This window comes from Curtobacterium sp. VKM Ac-2865, from assembly GCF_015350905.1.
GTDB lineage: Bacteria > Actinomycetota > Actinomycetes > Actinomycetales > Microbacteriaceae > Curtobacterium.
The window spans coordinates 377,802-393,195 of record NZ_JADKRZ010000001.1; the positions used below are offsets into that span (position 1 = coordinate 377,802).

Consider the following 15,394-nt stretch of genomic DNA (forward strand, 5'->3'; position numbering starts at 1 on the left):
CAACGGACCATAGTCTCGTGCCATGACCGAGGCCAACCCGACCGGCAAGCGTCGCCCCTGGACCCTCCCCGAGGACGTGCTCGTCCGCATCGCCGAGCGGGCGCCCCGCCACGACGCCGAGAACACCTTCGCCGCCGAGGACCTGGACGAGCTCCGGGCGGCTGGCTACCTGCGCATCGGGGTGCCGATCGCGGCCGGCGGCAGCGGCCTCGGGCTCCGCGCGACCGCGGCCGTGCAGCGCCGTCTCGCCCGGGCCGCGCCGGCGACGGCGCTCGGGCTCGGCATGCACCAGGTGTGGGTGCAGGCGGCCCGCAGCGTGTCCGCGCGGGGCGAGTCGTTCCTCCAGTCCGTCACGACCCACGCCGCGGCGGACCGCCTGCTCGCCTTCGGGGTGAGCGAACCCGGCAACGACCGTGTGCTGTTCGACTCGCTGACCGACGCGGTGCCGGACGGCGACGGCGGGTACCGCTTCACGGGGACGAAGGTCTCGACGTCGCTCGCGCCGGCGTGGGACGTGCTCAGCGTCTTCGGCAAGGACGTCAGCGGCGACGAGCCGCGGCTGGTGCACGGGTTCGCCCTGCGGTCGGACGGCCGCATCCGTCACCTCGACGACTGGGACACCCTCGGCATGCGGGCGACGCAGAGCCGGACGACCCTGCTCGAGGGCGTGCACGTGCCGGCGGACCGGATCGTGCGGTCGCTGCCCGTGGGCCCGACGGCCGACCCGCTCGTCTTCGGCGTGTTCGCGGCCTTCGAGCTCCTCGTCGCGTCCGTGTACGTCGGCATCGCCGAGCGGGCGGTGGAGCTCACGGTGGCCTCCGTGCGCGACCGGCACGGGCTGGACGGCCGGGCACGCGCCGACGACCCGGACGTCCGGCGGGCGGTGGCCGACATGCAGGGCGCGGTCGACGCCGTGGCGCTGCAGGTCGACGCGCTCGCCCGTGACGTCGACGAGCTCGAGGACCACGGGGCTCAGTGGTTCCCCCTGCTCGTCGGCACGAAGGCGCGGACCGTGGACACCGCGCAGCGCGTGGTGGACGAGGCGATGCGGGTCGTCGGTGGCGGGGCCTTCCGGGCGACGAGCGAGCTCGCCCGCCTGTCCCGGGACGTCCGCGCCGGGCAGTACCACCCGTCGACCAGGGACTCGGCGGCCAGGACGATCGCGGCCGTGGTGCTCGGGCCGGTCGCGGCGCCTGACGCGTCTGCGGCCCCCGGGCCGGTCGCGGCTGCGGAGCCGGTGGCCGGGCCGGCCGTGGCATCAGGGCCGGTCGCGGCGCCGATGTCGGCGGCCGGTGGCACCATCTCCTCGTGAGCAAGCAGGACGGACGCAACCGACTCGTCTCCGACCAGCCGGTCGCGGACGTCACCGCGACGGTGCTGCACGTCGACATGGACGCCTTCTTCGCCTCCGTCGAACTGCTCGACCGCCCGGACCTGGTCGGCCTGCCCGTGATCGTCGGGCACGACTCCGACCGCTCCGTCGTCACGGCCGCCACGTACGAGGCCCGCAAGTACGGCATCAACTCCGCGATGCCGATGGCCGTCGCCAAGCGTCGGTGCCCGGGCGCGGTGATCGTCGAGCCGCACTTGGAGAAGTACCAGGCCAAGTCCCGCGCCGTGATGCGCGTCTTCGAGCAGTTCACCCCGCAGGTGGAGCGCCTCGGCATCGACGAGGCCTTCCTCGACGTCGCCGGCGCCCTGCGGCTCTACGGCACACCGTGGGAGATCGGCCAGGCCATCCGTCGTGCGGTGTTCGCCGAGACGGGGCTGCACTGCTCCGTCGGTGCCGCGTCCACCAAGTTCGTGGCGAAGCTCGCCTCCAGCCGGTCCAAGCCGGACGGGCTCCTCGTCGTGCCCGCTGCCGACACGGTCGCGTTCCTGCACCCGCAGCCGGTCTCCGCGCTCTGGGGGGTCGGCGGCAAGACGCAGGAGACCCTCGAGAACCGCGGCCTCCGCACGGTCGGCGACCTCGCGACGACGCCCCTCGGGTCGCTCGTGTCCCTGCTCGGACCGGCCGGCGGCCAGCGCCTGCACGACCTCGCCTGGGGACGCGACCCCCGCCGGGTCGACACCGCCGTCGGCGAGAAGTCCATCGGGCACGAGGTCACCTTCGGCACCGACCTGACCGACCGTGACGCCGTCGCGCGCGAGCTCCTGCGCCTGTCGGAGAAGGTCGCCGTCCGGATGCGCCGCGCCGACGTGCAGGCCCGCACCCTCGCGCTCAAGGTCCGGTACACCGACTTCAGCACACTGACCCGGTCCCGCACCCTGGCCGAGCCGACCGACGTCGCGCGACGGATCCACCGCGAGGCCGTGGAGCTCTACGACGTGCTGCACAAGCCGGGCAACCGCATCCGGCTCATCGGGGTCCGCGGGGAGAACCTCGTGCCGACCGCGGCGAGCAACGCACTGTGGGACGACGACGCGCCGTGGCGCGACACCGAGACGACCGTCGACGCCGTCACCGCCCGCTTCGGTGCCGGCGTGCTGCGACCGGCATCGCTCGTCCGTGGCGCTCCCCAGCAGCGTCCGCCCCATGCTCGGCAGGACATCGGGTGACGGTAGAATCGCCTGAAGTGAGCGCAGCCGAGTACGACGACCAGCAGCCCGCCGCAACCGGCGGTCAGGGCCCCGAACTCGACCTCGGGCCGGCGGAGCTGGCAGAGATCGCGGGCAACGCGGCCGCCGAGCACCTGTCCCCGGCCTTCCCCGACCGAGCAGCGTGGGGCACGGCCTCGAAGCTGCGTGCCTGGCAGGTCGAAGCCCTCACGAGGTACTTCGAGTCCGAGCCGCGCGACTTCCTCGCAGCGGCCACCCCGGGCGCCGGCAAGACCACGTTCGCGCTCCGACTCGCCACCGAGCTCCTGGCCCGCGGCAACGTCGACCGCATCGTCGTCGTCGCACCCACCGAGCACCTGAAGCGGCAGTGGGCCGACGCCGCAGACCGCGTGGCCATCCGCATCGACCCGATGTTCAAGAACGGCGACGGCATGTTCGGCCGGCACTACCAGGGCGTCGCGATCACGTACGCCCAGGTCGGCATGAACCCCGAGGTGCACAAGCGCATCACCGAGGGCGGCCGCACCCTGGTCGTGCTCGACGAGGTCCACCACGGCGGCGACGCCCTGACCTGGGGCGACGGCATCAGAGAGGCCTTCAGCGGCGCCACCCGCCGCCTGTCGCTGTCCGGCACGCCCTTCCGCTCCGACACCGCGCCGATCCCGTTCGTGCAGTACGCCCCCGACGAGCAGGGCATCCGCACGTCGATCTCCGACTACAACTACGGGTACGGCCGCGCCCTCGCCGACGGCGTCGTCCGTCCGGTCCTGTTCATGGCCTACGCCGGGCAGATGCGCTGGAAGACCCGCATGGGCGACGAGATGTCGGCGTCCCTCGGCGAGCAGGTCACGAAGGACATCACCGCTCAGGCCTGGCGCACGGCGCTCTCGCCGGAGGGCGAGTGGATGCCGGCCGTGCTCCAGGCCGCCGACACGCGCCTGACCGAGGTCCGACGCGGGGTCCCCGACGCCGGCGGGCTCGTCATCGCCACGGACACCACGACCGCACGGGCGTACGCCAGGATCCTGCAGCAGATCACGGGGGAGCGGCCCACGGTCGTGCTCTCCGACGAGGCCGCCGGGTCGAGCCGCATCGGCGCGTTCGCCGCGGACACCTCGCGCTGGATGGTCGCGGTCCGCATGGTGTCCGAAGGCGTCGACGTGCCCCGGCTCTGCGTCGGCGTGTACGCCACGAGCGCCAGCACGCCGCTGTTCTTCGCACAGGTGATCGGCCGCTTCGTGCGCGCCCGTCGCCGCGGGGAGACCGCCTCGGTGTTCCTGCCGAGCGTGCCGGGGCTGATGGCCCTCGCCGCGACCCTCGAGCTCGAGCGCGACCACGCCCTCGACCGCCCGAAGGACGCCGAGGACGGGATGTACAACCCCGAGGACGCCATGGTCGCCGAGGCCAACAAGGAGGACCGCGCCTCCGAGAGCCTGCTCGACATGCAGCCGTTCGAGGCCCTCGACTCGCAGGCGTCCTTCGACCGTGTCCTCTACGACGGCGGTGAGTTCGGCACCGGCGGCGAGATCGGCTCGCTCGAGGAGCTCGACTTCATCGGCATCCCCGGGCTGCTCGAGCCCGACCAGGTGCGCGACCTGCTCCGTGCCCGCCAGGCCACCCAGGCGAAGCGGTCGAAGGGCCGCGCGGTCAAGGACGGACTGCCGAAGACGCCGGAGCCGGACCGCCCGATGTACATGACCATCAAGGAGCAGCGGTCCGAGCTGCAGCGCCTCGTCTCCATCTGGTCCCGGCACTCGAACGAGCCGCACGGGTCGATCCACGCCGAACTCCGTCGCATCAGCGGTGGTCCGGCCGTGGCGCAGGCGAGCATCGAGCAGATCCAGAAGCGCATCGACATCCTCCGGTCCCGCATCGGCGGCCGACGGTGACCGGGTCGCGAGCCACGACCGCGCCGGTCACCGCGCCAGCGCCGATGCCGTGATCGTCGAGGTCGACGACCGCACCTGGCTCGTCAAGCGCGACGAGTCGTCCTCCCCGGAAGCCATGATCGACCGCTTCGGCGGCGGCTACCGACTCCGTCGCTTCAGCCTGGTCGAGTCCCGGCGGACGGCACACGGCGTGTACACGGGCCTCGAGCTCGCCGAGACCGCCTGGTGGCGGTTGCGCGACAACCGTCGCTGATCGTCATCCGATCTGCCCGATCCGCGCGGCGATGATGACGCTGGGAGCCCGGATCGAGTAGACCGGACTCATGGCAGATTCGATCCCTCACGTCCTCGTCCTCGGTGGCGGCTCCGCCGGCTACTCCACCGTCAAGCAGCTGCAGAAGCACGCCGCGACCGTGCCGATGCGCATCACCCTCGTGGACCAGAACACGTACTACACGTACCTGCCGTTCCTGCCCGAGGTCGCCGGCGGTCACATCGCGCCGAAGGACGTCACCGTGGAGCTCCGTCGCGCGCTCCGCAAGACCCGCGTGATCCAGGGCAAGGTCACCGGGATCTCCTCCGCTGACAAGACCGTCTCGATCGCCACGGCCGGCGGCGACGACCGCACGCTCGGCTACGACCAGCTCGTCGTCGCGCTCGGCTCCGTCACGCGCACCTTCCCGACCCCGGGCCTCGACGAGGTCGGCGTCGGCTTCAAGACCGTCGAAGAGGCCGCGTACGTCCGCGCGAAGCTCCTCGACAACATCGCGAAGGCTGCTGCCACCCGTGACGACGACGAGCGTCGCCGTCTGCTCACCAGCATCTTCGTCGGCGGTGGCTACACCGGCGTCGAGGCCATCGGCGAGCTGTTCGACGTCTCGCAGGCCGCGATCAAGACGTACCCGTCGCTCGCCGGCGAGCAGCCCCGCTGGGTGCTCATCGACGCCCTCGACCGCGTCGCGCCCGAGGTCGGCCCCGAGCTGTCGAAGTGGACCCTCGAGTCCCTCCGCGCCCGCGGCATCGACGTCCGCCTGAAGACCACCATGCCGAGCTGCGAAGGCGGCGTCGTCAAGCTCTCCGACGGCGACGAGTTCGCCACCGGCCTGCTCGTCTGGACGGCCGGCGTGAAGCCGAACCCGCTCCTCGACGCCTCAGACCTGCCGCGCGGACCGAAGGGCCACCTGGCCGCGAACGCGAAGCTCCAGGTCGAGGCCGAGGACACCCACGAGGTCGTCTCCGGCGTCTGGGGCCTCGGCGACGTCGCGCAGGTCCCCGACCTGACCGCCGACAAGCAGCCGGCGTACTACCCGCCGAACGCGCAGAACGCCGTCCGCCAGGCCGTCGTGGCCGCGGACAACGTGGTCGCCACGATCACGGGCAAGCCGCTCGAGGAGTACCGCCACGTCTCCGTGGGCACGGTCGCCTCGTACGGTGTCGCCAAGGGTGCCGCCAACATCAAGGGCATCAAGATGACGAACCTGTTCGCGTGGCTCGCGCACCGCTCGTACCACGTGTACGCGATGCCGACGCTGAACCGCAAGGCGCGCATCGTCATCGGCTGGGTTACCGGCGCCGTCTCCGGTCGCGACGCGACCTCGCTCATCAAGGAGACCGACCCGCGTCGCTCCTTCGTGGACGCCAGCAAGAGCTGATCAGTTCCACCCCACGGACGGGAGGCTCGGTGCCAGCTGGCACCGAGCCTCCCGTTCGTCGTCTGGTCACCGTGCGCAGTCGGTGGGGGCTGCTTCTCGGACGGCTCCGACGCGGAGGAAGTCGAGCTTCTCGGCGTCGGGTCCTCCTGCTGCGGTCGAGTAGACGACGAGCTTGACGTCGGAGTCCGGGACGGTGACGACGTCGCAGTCGAGCACGACGTCGCCGACGACGCGGTTGTGGACCGTCTTGACGAGCGACTGGTGCGCCGCCGCTCGTCCCTCGTCCCAGTACGCGGCGAACCGTTCGCTCTCGCTCTGCAGTCGGGCGATGAAGGCCGAGAAGCGGGCGTCCTCACCGAGGGTCGCAGCCGTGCGTCGCAGGTCAGCGACGAGGGCTCGCTCGAACGACGCCGGGCCGCCGTGCGCCGTCGCGACCTCGGCGACGCTGTCGTCGATGAAGGTCTGCACGACGAGGTTCTGTTCGGGGTCCTTGAGCACCGACGGCGCGTCGAACAGGGCCTGCCAGAGCGGCGTCGAGTGCAGCATCGTCCAGTCGGCGGTGAACACGGCCAGCGGGAGGTCCGCCATCCGGACGAGCATGCGCTGGACACCGGGAGGGACGCGCCGCGACACCACACCCGAGCGGGGCGGTGCGAGTCCGGCGGCGCGGTGGAACAGCTCGGTCTCGGTCCGGTCGAGTTGGAGTGCGCGTGCGAGGGACTGGACGACCTGCGCTGAAGGAGTGCGGGAGCGACCCTGTTCCAGGCGCATGACGTAGTCCACGCTGACCCCGGCGAGCTGCGCGAGTTCCTCCCGGCGGAGCCCCTCCGTCCGCCGACGCCCGAACGACTCCAGGCCGACGTCCTCGGGGCGCAGTCGTCCTCGCCAGGCGCGGAGGAGGTCGCTGAGGTTCTCGACGAGGTCTGCAGGCACCCGTTCATTGTCTGCGTGCGGAGCGAGAAGCGCATGGGAACGCTGGTCCCATGCTCCGGGAGCGGTGCCGGTGACCACTGCCGGCGAGCACCGCCGTTGGGTGGCACCGTTCTTCCCTGGCTGGGGCACGTCGTACGGCCGCACGCTTGGCCTCTCACCCCCACCGACAGGAGAACCATGACCATCACGCTCATCACCGGCGGCAACAAGGGCATCGGCCGCGAGACCGCCCGCCGACTCATCGCCGCCGGACACACCGTGTGGATCGGCGCTCGGGACACCGACCGCGGCCGGACTGCAGCGGCGGAGCTCGGCGCCTCGTTCGTGCAGCTCGACGTCACGGACGACGCGTCCGTCACCGCCGCGGCTGCGACGATCCAGGACCAGGCGGGTCACCTCGACGTCCTGGTGAACAACGCCGGCGTCCTCGGCGACGTCACCGCGCCCGAGGACATGACCGTCGACCAGCTGCGTGCCGTCTACGAGACCAACGTCTTCGGCGTCGTCCGCGTCACGAACGCGCTCCTGCCGGTCCTCCGGCAGGCGGCGGGACCCTCGGTCATCAACGTCACGAGCGGCCTCGGGTCGTTCACATTGATCCACGACCCGGCGCGCGTCGAGTCGCAGTACCCGCTCGCGGCCTACGGCTCCTCGAAGACAGCGGTCACCATGCTGACCATGCAGTACGCGAAGACCACGCCGGACGTCCGCTTCAACGCGGTCGACCCCGGACAGACGGCGACCGAGTTCACCGGTCACCTCGGACACAGCGTCGAGGACGGCGCCGACGCGGCGGTCCGGATGGCGACCCTCGGTGCGGACGCCCCGACCGGGACCGTCACCGACCGCGACGGTCGCCTGCCCTGGTAGGTGACCGGTGACGGACGGGAGGTTCGGTGCCAGCTGGCACCGAACCTCCCGTCCGTCATTGGTCACCATGCGCAGTCCTGGAACGGCTCGTCGCGACGCACCGGTGACCGATGCCCTCCGCGGTCGGCCGGACGACCTCATCGGGGAGACCGGCATCGGTGCCGAGCGGGGGAAGCGCCCGATCGCATCGCGGCTCGGGAGCACGCGGCCCGACACGCACCACACGTGGATGGACCCGTTCGTCGTGAACTGGCCCGCAGTCGTGGCCGGTGGCGTGGTGCTGCTGGTCGTGCGGCGAGTGCTGCGTCGGCGCTAGGGGCTGGCGCGGGCGCGGGCGCGGGTCCGGGTGCGGGCTTCCGACTCGGAACGACATCGTCGAGGTCGTACGACAGCGATGGTGTCGTTCCGGGTCGGGCGCGCGCTGCGGCGCTGTCGTTCCGGGTCGAGCGCGCTCGGCGGGCTCCGGCATCCGGGCGCGCAAAAACGAACGGCCCACCCGAAGGTGGGCCGTTCGCCGCGTGTCTCAACACTGCGTGTCCGAAGGGGGACTTGAACCCCCACGCCCTAATACGGGCACTAGCACCTCAAGCTAGCGCGTCTACCAATTCCGCCATCCGGACAGGATGTTCTTCAGTTGTGCGACGGCCCCAGCGGGTTTCCCCGGCGTTGCTGCCGGAGAAGACATTAGCACGGGTCTGAACGCTCGTTGAACACGGCTGGACATCCCGGGCGCGTTGGTGAGCGGCGCCGCTGCCGGGGCCGTCGGGGGCGGCCGGTAGCGTGGTGGCATGACGACGGACGCGCAGGGCACCACGACCGACCAGGAGCTCGAGGCCACCGCTCGGATCGCCCGTGACCTCATCCGGATCGACACGACCAACTGGGGTGAAGGCCGCTCGGCCGGCGAGACCGAGGCCGCCCACTACGTCGAGGCGGCGCTCCGCGACCTCGGCGCGACGCCCCAGCTGTTCGAGTCCGAGCCCGACCGGGTCAGCGTCGTCGCGCGCTTCCCAGGGCGCGACCGGGGCAAGCCGGCGCTCGTGGTGCACGGGCACCTCGACGTCGTGCCCGCGGACCCCGCCAACTGGAGCGTCGACCCGTTCGGCGGCGTGGTCAAGGACGGCATGCTCTGGGGCCGCGGCGCCGTCGACATGAAGAACATGGACGCGATGATGCTGACCGCCCTCGGTGACGTCATCGCCGAGCACGGCGCACCCGAGCGGGACCTCGTGATCGCGTACTTCGCGGACGAGGAAGCCGGCGGCGTGCTCGGCGCCCACCACGTCGTGTCGAACCACCCTGAGGTCTTCGCCGGCGCGACGGCCGCGATCAGCGAGGTCGGCGGCTACTCCGTCACGCTCGACGACCGGCGCGCGTACCTCCTGCAGACCGGCGAGAAGGCCCTCATGTGGATCAAGCTCGTCGCCCGCGGGACGGCGGCCCACGGCTCCCACGTCATCCGGGACAACGCCGTCACGAAGGTCGCGGCCGCCGTCGCCAGGATCGGGAGCGAGGAGTGGCCGGTGCGCCTCTCCGCGACGACCGAGTCGATGGTCACCGAGATCGCGCGCTTCCTCGGCGTCGACCCCGCGGTGTCCGGGCCGGACGAGGTCGCGCTCGCGACGGGGTCCGCCTCCCGGTTCATCCACGCGGCGCTGCACACCACGACGAACCCGACCGTGCTGCGCGCCGGGTACAAGCACAACGTGATCCCCGACGCGGCCGAGGCCCTGATCGACGTCCGCTGCCTGCCCGGGGACGAGGACACGGTGCTCGCCCGGGTGCGGGAACTCGCCGGGGACGACGTCGAGGTGCTCATGTCCCACCGGGACATCGGCATGGAGCAGGACTTCGGCGGGCCGCTCGTCGACGCCGTGCGGGACGTCCTCGGTCGCCACGACCCGGGCGCCCCCGTGCTGCCCTACCTGCTCTCCGGCGGCACCGACAACAAGGCGCTCTCGACGATCGGCATCGCCGGCTACGGGTTCGTGCCGCTGCAGCTGCCGGCTGGCATCGACTTCCCCGCGATGTTCCACGGGGTCGACGAACGCGTGCCGCTGGAGTCCCTGGCGTTCGGCCGGCGCGTGCTCGGCGACCTGCTCGGCTCGTACTGACATACTGGACGGTCGCCGCAACCGGCGACGCCCGACGACGACCCACCCTGAAAGGCCGCGCCAGTGCACATCCTCGAGGCCATCTTCCTCGGCTTCGTGCAGGGACTGACCGAGTTCCTGCCCGTCTCCTCCAGCGCGCACCTGCGCATCGTCGGGCTGTTCCTGCCCGACGCCAAGGACCCGGGCGCCGCGTTCACCGCCGTGACCCAGCTCGGCACCGAGACCGCCGTGCTCATCTACTTCTGGCGGGACATCACGCGGATCGTCGCCCGCTGGTTCGGTTCGCTCTCCGGCAAGGTGCCGCGCACCGACCCCGACGTCCGGCTCGGGTGGCTGGTGATCCTCGGCACGATCCCGATCGGCGTCGTCGGACTGCTGTTGCAGGACACGATCGAGACCACGTTCCGGTCGCTGTGGATCGTCGCGGTCGTGCTCATCGTCTTCGGTGTCGTGCTCGGCGTGCTCGACCGCGTCGGACGCAAGGAGCGCCGCATCGAGCAGATGACCTTCGGCGGCGGCATCCTGGTCGGCCTGGCCCAGGTGCTCGCCCTCGTCCCCGGTGTCTCCCGCTCGGGCGCGACGGTGTCGATGGGCCTGGCGCTCGGGTACACCCGCGAAGCCGCCGCTCGCTTCGCGTTCCTGCTCGCGGTGCCCGCCGTGTTCCTGTCCGGGCTGTACGAGGCCGCGACCAGCCTCGGCGACACCGGCGCGCCGTTCGGCCTCGCCGACACGCTGATCGCGACCGTCGTCGCCTTCGGGGTGGGGTACATCGTGATCGCCGCGTTCATGCGGTACATCAGCACGCGGAGCTTCATGCCCTTCGTGTACTACCGGATCGCGCTGGGTATCGTGCTCATCGTGCTGCTGTCGCTCGGAGTGATCACCCCATGAGGTCCTGGCAGGCCCCGTCCGTCCCCGAGGTCCCCGGCAATGGCCCTCGTCCCGTCGTGCACGACACGGCCGTCGGCAGGCCGGTCGACCCGACCCGTGGCGACGACCGCGCGGCGCTCTACGTGTGCGGCATCACCCCGTACGACGCCACCCACCTCGGCCACGCGGCCACCTACCTGGCGTTCGACACGCTCGGGCGGGCCTGGCGTGACGCCGGCCTCGACGTGGAGTACGCGCAGAACACCACCGACGTCGACGACCCGCTGCTCGAACGCGCCGCGCGGGACGGTGTCGACTGGCAGGACCTCGCCGCGTCGCAGATCGACCTGTTCCGGCGCGACATGGAAGCCCTGCGCATCCTGCCGCCGGACGACTACGTCGCCGTCACGGACGAGGTCGAGCGCATCGCCGAGGCGATCGCGTTCCTGCAGGAGACCGGCTACGCCTACAGCGTGCCGACCCCTGACTCCGAGGGCGACGACCTCTACTTCGACGTGAACCGCCCGACCGAGTCCTGGGCCCTCGGCGACGAGAGCCGCCTGGACCGCGAGACCATGCTGACGCTGTCGGCCGAGCGCGGCGGCGACCCCGACCGTGCCGGCAAGCGCGACCCGCTGGACCCGCTACTCTGGCGCGCTGCCCGTGCCGGCGAGCCGAGCTGGGAGACCGAGGTCGGCCCGGGCCGTCCTGGCTGGCACATCGAGTGCAGCGTCATCGCCGGCGACCGCCTCGGCCTGCCCATCAGCGTGCAGGGCGGTGGCAGCGACCTCGTCTTCCCGCACCACGAGATGAGCGCCGGGCACGCGGCGGCCCTGGCCCACCAGCCCCTCGCGAACGCCTACGTGCACACCGGGATGATCGCCTACCAGGGCGAGAAGATCTCGAAGTCGCTCGGCAACCTCGTCACCGTGCGGGGGCTGCTCGACGACGGTGCGGACCCGCGGGCCATCCGGCTGGCGCTGCTCTCGCACCGGTACTCGGACGACTGGGAGTGGTTCGACGGCGAGCTCGCGAGTGCGGCCCGTCGGCTCGCCACCTGGGACGCCTGGGCAGCCGGTGGCGCAGGACACGCCGACGATGCTGACGACGTCGTCGCCCGGCTCCGTGCGCGCGTGGCGGACGACCTCGACACGCCCGGCGCGGTCGCTGCGGTCGACACCGCGGTCGCGGGCGGCACGCGCTCGACGCCGACGCTCGTCGACGTCGTCGACGCGCTCCTCGGCATCCGCATCGGCTGACGCCCCGCGCGCTCCCACTCGCGCGCTGCTGAGATCGCAGTTCGTGTCGGTTCCCGAGTCTGGGAGGCGACACGGACTGCGATCTCACCGAGGGCGGCGGGCTGGCCACACGACGGACGGGAGGCTCGGTGCCAGCTGGCACCGAGCCTCCCGTCCGTCAGGGGTGTGCGGTCCGACCCCTGTCACCTGCGATGGCATGTCGGAACGCGCGTAGCGGGTCGGGAGGAACGACCTGCTACGCGCGGAACGACCCGCTACGCGCGGGAGGACCCGCTACGCGCGGGAGGACCCGCTACGCGCGGGACGACCCGCGCCCAGCGCGCGCTACTGCGGGGGCTGCGGTGGGCGCCAGGGGCCCTCGCCGGCGGAGCCGCCCCCGTCCTTGCCGTCCTTGCGCTCCCGACGGCGGAGGTACTGCTCGAACTCCTGCGCGATGGCGTCGCCGGAGGCCTCGGGGGAGTCCACCGTGTCGCGGGCCTGCTCGAGCTGCCCGATGTAGGAGGCCATGTCCTCGTCGTCGGCGGCCAGGGCGTCGATGCCCTCTTCCCACTCGGAGGCGTCGTCGAGGAGGGTGCCGCGCGGGACGGTGACGTCCGTGAGCTCCTCCATCTTGTCGAGCAGCGACAGCGTGGCCTTCGGCGACGGCGCGTTGTGCACGTAGTGCGGCACCGAGGCCCAGAGCGACAGCGTGGTGAGCCCGGCCTTGTCCATCGTGTCGGACAGCACGCCGAGGATGCCGGTCGGGCCCTCGTACGACGACTTGTCCACGTCGAAGGCCTGGCGCACGTCCGCGTTCTCGCTCGACACGAAGACCGAGATCGGCCGGGTGTGCGGGACGTCGGCGAGCATGGCGCCGACGAAGACCACGGCGTCGATCGAGTACACGTCCGCGAGGTCGATGACCTCGGCGCAGAACGCGCGCCACGTCCGCGAGGGCTCCGGGCCGACGAGCACGAAGACGTCACGGTCCGCGGGGGAGCCGGCGGCGCCGATCACCGGACGGCCGAGCTCACCCGGACCGTGCAGCACGATGCGCGGCCACTCGATCCCGCGCACGCCGTTGTCGTCGCTGCCGACGTTCGGCCGGTTGAACTGGTAGTCGACGTACCGCTCCCCGTCGATCTCCCGGAGCTCGTCGAGCCCGAGCGCGTCGACGATGCGGCGAGCGAGCCCGCTGGCGGCCTCACCCGCGTCGTTCCAGCCCTCGAACGCGACGACCAGCAGCCGGCCGTCGTTGAAGGGGGAGTGCTGTGGCACGGAGCGGACCTCCTGGAGGTGGAGTGGAGCGGGTCACCAGCGCGCGGACGGCGCGCCGGACGACCGGACACGATCAGGCATCCACTGTAGGCCCCTCGGGCGGGTCGGCCCCGCGCCGGCCGCCGGTAGACTCGACGCCCGTGACTGCGCATCCCCCCGCCCTCGTCCAGCCCGCAGCCGTGCTGTGGGACATGGACGGCACGATCATCGACACCGAGCCGATCTGGCAGCAGTCCCAAGTGGAGCTGACCGGCCGCTACGGCGCGACCTGGACCCACGAGGACGGCCTGTCCCTGGTGGGCAGCGGACTGGAGCGCTCGGGGGAGATCCTCCGCGACCGCGGCGTCGACATGGAGGTCGAGGAGATCGTCCAGTGGATGACCTCCTACGTGATGGAGCGCCTGCAGGGCGACGACCTGCCGTGGCGTCCGGGCGCACGTGAACTCGTCGAGGAGCTGCACACCCGCGGCATCCCGACCGCCCTGGTCACGATGTCACGCCGGACCATGGCACTCGTCGCCGCCGACGCCCTCGCCGACCACGCCTTCCGGGTCGTCGTCGCCGGTGACGACGTCGAGCACCCGAAGCCGCACCCCGAGGCCTACCTCCGCGCCGCTGCCGAACTCGGCGTCGACGCCACGGCCTGCGTCGCGATCGAGGACTCTGCCACCGGCGTCGCCGCCGCCGTGGCGTCCGGTGCCGTCACGATCGCGGTCGAGCACATCGTCCCGCTCCCCGAGACCGCCGGGGACGTCTACCTGACGTCGCTGGCCGGCATCGACGTCGACCGCCTGGTCGAGCTGACGTCGCCGGCGTTGGCCGCGCGCCGGTCCGGCGGGCCGGTCTCGGCTCCTCAGTCAGGAGGCCCTGGTGCGGTCGACGGGTCCGCCACCGACACCGAGGGGGTCACCTCGTGAACGCCGAGCTCCCCGACACGACCGGCCTGCCGCACACCGCAGGCGGTGCGCCGCACACCCCGCCGCGCGGCCCGTTCCGTGCCGGGGACCGCGTGCAGCTGACCGGGCCGAAGGGCAAGCTCACGACGCTGTCCCTCGAGCCCGGCGTGATCTACCACACGCACCGCGGCATGCTCGCCCACGACGACGTCATCGGGCAGCCCGACGGGTCCGTCATCACCGCGAGCTCCGGCGACGAGTACCTGGCACTCCGTCCCCTGCTCAACGACTACGTGATGTCGATGCCGCGCGGCGCCGCGATCGTCTACCCGAAGGACGCGGCCCAGATCGTCGCCTTCGCGGACGTCTTCCCCGGCGCCCGCGTGGTCGAGGCCGGCGTCGGCTCCGGTGCGCTGTCGCTCTGGCTGCTCCGCGCGATCGGTCCGACCGGTCGCCTGCAGTCGTTCGAGCGCCGCGACGAGTTCGCCGAGATCGCCCGCGGCAACGTCGGCACCTTCCTCGGTGCCGTGCCGGACAACTGGAGCGTGACGGTGGGTGACCTCGTCGAGGAGCTCCCCGGTGCCGTCGAGGAGCAGAGCGTCGACCGCGTCGTGCTCGACATGCTCGCGCCGTGGGAGTGCGTGGACGCCGCAGCGGACGCCCTCGTGCCCGGTGGACTCATCGTCTGCTACGTCGCCACGGTGACGCAGCTGTCCCGCACGGCCGAGGCGCTCCGGGACACCGGGCGCTTCACGGACCCGCAGTCGAGCGAGACCCTTGTCCGGACCTGGCACGTCGAGGGCCTCGCCGTCCGACCCGACCACCGCATGGTGGGGCACACCGGGTTCCTGGTGACGGCGCGTCGCCTGGCCGACGGCGTGGTGCTCCCGAACCTCAAGCGTCGTGCGAGCAAGGCCGAGTTCTCCGACGAGGACGTCGAGGCCTGGACTCCCGGTGCCGTCGGCGACCGGACCGCGAGCGACAAGAAGCTCCGCAAGGTCGCACGGCAGGCGGCCGCTCAGGCCCGCAAGGTCGCGGCGGCCGAGGCCGGCAGCCCGGCCGAGACCGATGGTGACGACCGGTAGGCTTCCGCTG

The 15,394-nt window shown here is 72.0% G+C and carries 14 protein-coding genes and 1 tRNA gene; 12 read left to right on the plus strand and 3 right to left on the minus strand.

The annotated features are described in order from the left end of the window. Nucleotides 1-22: 22 nt before the first annotated feature. The 5 genes from ITJ54_RS01670 (at nucleotide 23) to ITJ54_RS01690 (ending at nucleotide 6,100) form a co-directional block, all read left to right on the plus strand. Nucleotides 23-1,312, plus strand: coding sequence for an acyl-CoA dehydrogenase family protein (locus ITJ54_RS01670; protein ID WP_194625604.1), 1,290 nt, complete (start codon nucleotides 23-25; stop codon nucleotides 1,310-1,312). Next, a complete protein-coding gene (gene dinB / locus ITJ54_RS01675; protein ID WP_194625605.1) occupies nucleotides 1,309-2,559 on the plus strand; it encodes a DNA polymerase IV in 1,251 nt (416 codons plus the stop codon). Before ITJ54_RS01670 ends, dinB begins: the two co-directional genes overlap by 4 nt. A gap of 98 nt (nucleotides 2,560-2,657) precedes the next feature. Beyond that, nucleotides 2,658-4,448 carry a DEAD/DEAH box helicase gene (locus ITJ54_RS01680; RefSeq protein WP_194626187.1) on the plus strand — a complete coding sequence of 597 codons (1,791 nt, stop codon included), beginning with the start codon at nucleotides 2,658-2,660 and terminating at the stop codon, nucleotides 4,446-4,448. Nucleotides 4,449-4,497: 49 nt separating this feature from the next. Further along, entirely contained in the window at nucleotides 4,498-4,701 is a 204-nt protein-coding gene (locus tag ITJ54_RS01685; protein WP_194625606.1) for a hypothetical protein, read from the plus strand. A gap of 70 nt (nucleotides 4,702-4,771) precedes the next feature. Beyond that, nucleotides 4,772-6,100, plus strand: a complete 1,329-nt coding sequence (locus tag ITJ54_RS01690) for an NAD(P)/FAD-dependent oxidoreductase (RefSeq protein WP_194625607.1) — start codon at nucleotides 4,772-4,774, stop codon at nucleotides 6,098-6,100. Between the two features lie 66 nt (nucleotides 6,101-6,166). Here ITJ54_RS01690 and ITJ54_RS01695 read toward each other — a convergent pair whose 3' ends face one another. Further along, a complete protein-coding gene (locus ITJ54_RS01695; protein ID WP_194625608.1) occupies nucleotides 6,167-7,033 on the minus strand; it encodes a helix-turn-helix transcriptional regulator in 867 nt (288 codons plus the stop codon). Between the two features lie 177 nt (nucleotides 7,034-7,210). On the opposite strand from ITJ54_RS01695, the gene ITJ54_RS01700 reads away from it, so the two are divergent. Both ITJ54_RS01700 and ITJ54_RS01705 read left to right on the plus strand, forming a co-directional pair. Next, nucleotides 7,211-7,903: an SDR family NAD(P)-dependent oxidoreductase gene (locus tag ITJ54_RS01700; protein WP_194625609.1), complete on the plus strand. Its 693-nt coding sequence runs from the start codon at nucleotides 7,211-7,213 to the stop codon at nucleotides 7,901-7,903. Nucleotides 7,904-8,006: 103 nt separating this feature from the next. After that, complete coding sequence (locus tag ITJ54_RS01705) at nucleotides 8,007-8,219, plus strand: hypothetical protein (protein WP_194625610.1); 213 nt, start codon at nucleotides 8,007-8,009, stop codon at nucleotides 8,217-8,219. Nucleotides 8,220-8,437: 218 nt separating this feature from the next. Here the strand turns inward: ITJ54_RS01705 and ITJ54_RS01710 are convergent. Then, nucleotides 8,438-8,523: transfer RNA gene (locus tag ITJ54_RS01710), tRNA-Leu, on the minus strand. Nucleotides 8,524-8,691: 168 nt separating this feature from the next. On the opposite strand from ITJ54_RS01710, the gene ITJ54_RS01715 reads away from it, so the two are divergent. The 3 genes from ITJ54_RS01715 to mshC all read left to right on the plus strand — a co-directional run bounded on the left by ITJ54_RS01715 (nucleotide 8,692) and on the right by mshC (nucleotide 12,146). Continuing rightward, complete coding sequence (locus ITJ54_RS01715; RefSeq protein ID WP_194625611.1) at nucleotides 8,692-10,017, plus strand: M20/M25/M40 family metallo-hydrolase; 1,326 nt, start codon at nucleotides 8,692-8,694, stop codon at nucleotides 10,015-10,017. Between the two features lie 63 nt (nucleotides 10,018-10,080). Further along, nucleotides 10,081-10,908, plus strand: a complete 828-nt coding sequence (locus ITJ54_RS01720; RefSeq protein WP_194625612.1) for an undecaprenyl-diphosphate phosphatase — start codon at nucleotides 10,081-10,083, stop codon at nucleotides 10,906-10,908. Continuing rightward, nucleotides 10,905-12,146: a cysteine--1-D-myo-inosityl 2-amino-2-deoxy-alpha-D-glucopyranoside ligase gene (gene mshC / locus ITJ54_RS01725; RefSeq protein ID WP_194625613.1), complete on the plus strand. Its 1,242-nt coding sequence runs from the start codon at nucleotides 10,905-10,907 to the stop codon at nucleotides 12,144-12,146. The genes ITJ54_RS01720 and mshC overlap by 4 nt, the downstream gene beginning before the upstream one ends. Nucleotides 12,147-12,470: 324 nt before the next feature. Here mshC and ITJ54_RS01730 read toward each other — a convergent pair whose 3' ends face one another. Beyond that, entirely contained in the window at nucleotides 12,471-13,403 is a 933-nt protein-coding gene (locus ITJ54_RS01730; RefSeq protein ID WP_194625614.1) for a PAC2 family protein, read from the minus strand. 140 nt (nucleotides 13,404-13,543) lie between these two features. Here ITJ54_RS01730 and ITJ54_RS01735 point away from each other — a divergent pair, with 140 nt between their 5' ends. After that, nucleotides 13,544-14,320, plus strand: coding sequence for an HAD family phosphatase (locus ITJ54_RS01735; protein WP_323741554.1), 777 nt, complete (start codon nucleotides 13,544-13,546; stop codon nucleotides 14,318-14,320). A gap of 26 nt (nucleotides 14,321-14,346) precedes the next feature. After that, on the plus strand, nucleotides 14,347-15,384 hold the full coding sequence (locus tag ITJ54_RS01740) for a tRNA (adenine-N1)-methyltransferase (protein WP_194626189.1): 1,038 nt from the start codon (nucleotides 14,347-14,349) through the stop codon (nucleotides 15,382-15,384). Nucleotides 15,385-15,394 lie beyond the last annotated feature (10 nt).

Bases quoted from the DNA above. Each gene is read 5' to 3' on its own strand.
- mshC (WP_194625613.1), top strand. From the start codon at position 10,905: ATGAGGTCCTGGCAGGCCCCGTCCGTCCCCGAGGTCCCCGGCAATGGC.
- ITJ54_RS01690 (WP_194625607.1), top strand. From the start codon at position 4,772: ATGGCAGATTCGATCCCTCACGTCCTCGTCCTCGGTGGCGGCTCCGCC.
- ITJ54_RS01715 (WP_194625611.1), top strand. From the start codon at position 8,692: ATGACGACGGACGCGCAGGGCACCACGACCGACCAGGAGCTCGAGGCC.
- ITJ54_RS01700 (WP_194625609.1), top strand. From the start codon at position 7,211: ATGACCATCACGCTCATCACCGGCGGCAACAAGGGCATCGGCCGCGAG.
- ITJ54_RS01670 (WP_194625604.1), top strand. From the start codon at position 23: ATGACCGAGGCCAACCCGACCGGCAAGCGTCGCCCCTGGACCCTCCCC.